Here is a 1,938-nt window from a genome sequence, read left to right as displayed (position 1 = left end):
CTGTGAATCGGCGTGCAAAATTGACCCCATAAGCCGGGGAATCGGCGTCCAATTTTGACCCCCCTGATGCTTTGATTTGCGACCATCAGCTCGTCGTGGCGAGCGCATGGTGTGGGGATGAAGTCGGTGGATACGATTGCCCGGGTTCTGCGCGCCTTCCATGTGCAAGGATGGTCGCTCAAGCGGATTTGCCGCGAACTGCATGTGTCGCGGAACACGGTCCGCAAGATTCTCAGATCCGATGAGACATCGTTCTCCTACGAACGCGAGCGGCAGCCCAAGCCGAAGATCGGTCCGTGGCAGGATCAGCTTGACGGGTTTTTGAATGGCAACCGTGGCAAGGCGGCGCGCGAGCAACTGACACTGATCCGGATTTACGAAGAGCTTTGCAGCCTCGGCTACGAGGGAGGCTATGACGCCGTCCGCCGATACGCGAAGAGCTGGGCGAAGGCGCAGGGGTCGGCGATGGCGGACGCCTATGTGCCGCKGTTCTTCGCGCCGGGCGAGGCCTACCAGTTCGACTGGAGCCACGAGATCGTCCTGATCAACGGCGTGACAGTGACCGTGAAGGTCGCCCATGTCCGGCTCTGCCACAGCCGCATGATGTTCGTCAGGGCCTATCCGCGCGAGACGCAAGAGATGGTGTTCGACGCCCACGACGGGGCCTTCGCCTTCTTCGGCGGCGCCTGCACGCGCGGCATCTACGACAACATGAAGACGGCGGTGGAAACGATCTTCGTTGGCAAGGACCGCCAATACAATCGCCGCTTCCTGCAGATGTGCAGCCACTATCTCGTGCAGCCGGTCGCCTGCACGCCGGCATCGGGCTGTGAGAAGGGTCAGGTCGAGAACCAGGTCGGGCTGGTGCGCGAGCGCTTCTTCACGCCCAGGCTGCGCTTCAAGACCTATGAGGAGCTGAACGCCTGGCTGCAGGACAAGTGCGTCGCCTACGCCAAGGCGCACCGTCACGTCGAGCAACCGGAACGAACGATCTGGAACGTGTTCGAGGAAGAGCGCGGCAAACTGGTCGAGTATCGCGGCCCCTTCGACGGATTCCACACGGTGCCGGCCTCGGTGTCGAAGAACCTGCACGGTTCGCTTCGACAACAACAAATACTCGGTGCTGTCGACCGCCGTCGGTCGCCCGGTCGAGATCCATGCCTATGCCGACAAGATCGTCATCCGCCAGGACGGCGTGGTCGTCGGCGAGCATGTCCGTTCGTTCGGGCGCGGCGACACGATCTACGATCCCTGGCATTACATGCCGGTCCTTGCCCGCAAGCCCGGTGCACTGCGCAACGGTGCGCCCTTCCAGGGCTGGGTTCTGCCCTCGGCGATGGAGCGTATCCGACGCAAATTGAAGGCGGCGCATGACGGCGATCGGCAGATGGTGTCGATCCTGGCGGCGGTGTTGACCGACGACATCGATGCCGTGGAAGCCGCCTGCCAGGAGGCGCTCGATCAGAACGTCTGCTCCGCCGCCGTCATCATCAACATCCTGGCGCGGCGGCGCGACCCCGCGCCGGCCATCACCATCCTCACCCCGGACGCGCTTCGCCTGCAGCATGAGCCGCAGGCCGACTGCGCCCGCTACGACAGCCTCAGGAGGGCAAGCTGATGGAACGCACGCAAGTTCTGGAACTGATGGGCACGCTGAAGCTCTACGGGATGCGCGGCGCCTATGACGAGGTCATGGCGACAGGCATCAAGCGCCAGCACGAGCCGCCGAGGATCGTCGGCGATCTTCTCTCGGCCGAGATCGCCGAGAAGCAGGCCCGCTCCATCAAATACCAGCTCACCGTCGCCAAGCTGCCGATCGCCAAGGACATCGAGGAGTTCGACTTCGACGGCACGCCGGTCAACGAGCCACTCATCCGTGATCTCGCCAACGGAACCTTCGTCGCCGACCAGCGCAACGCCGTGCTCATCGGCGGCACC

General features: G+C 63.4%; 1 protein-coding gene and 1 pseudogene. Both read left to right on the top strand.

The features are described from left to right. Positions 1-117 precede the first annotated feature (117 nt). Positions 118-1,685: pseudogene (gene istA, locus AC1DXM_RS31865) on the top strand (IS21 family transposase). Continuing rightward, positions 1,618-1,938, top strand: a 321-nt coding sequence (locus tag AC1DXM_RS31860) for an ATP-binding protein (RefSeq protein ID WP_477239517.1), incomplete at its 3' end; no start/stop codon positions are given. The pseudogene istA and the gene AC1DXM_RS31860, both read left to right, overlap by 68 nt.

This window comes from Mesorhizobium sp. P3_A2 (assembly GCF_056403115.1).
Note: the sequence above shows the minus strand (reverse complement) of the source record. Positions and strands in the feature narration are given on the sequence as shown.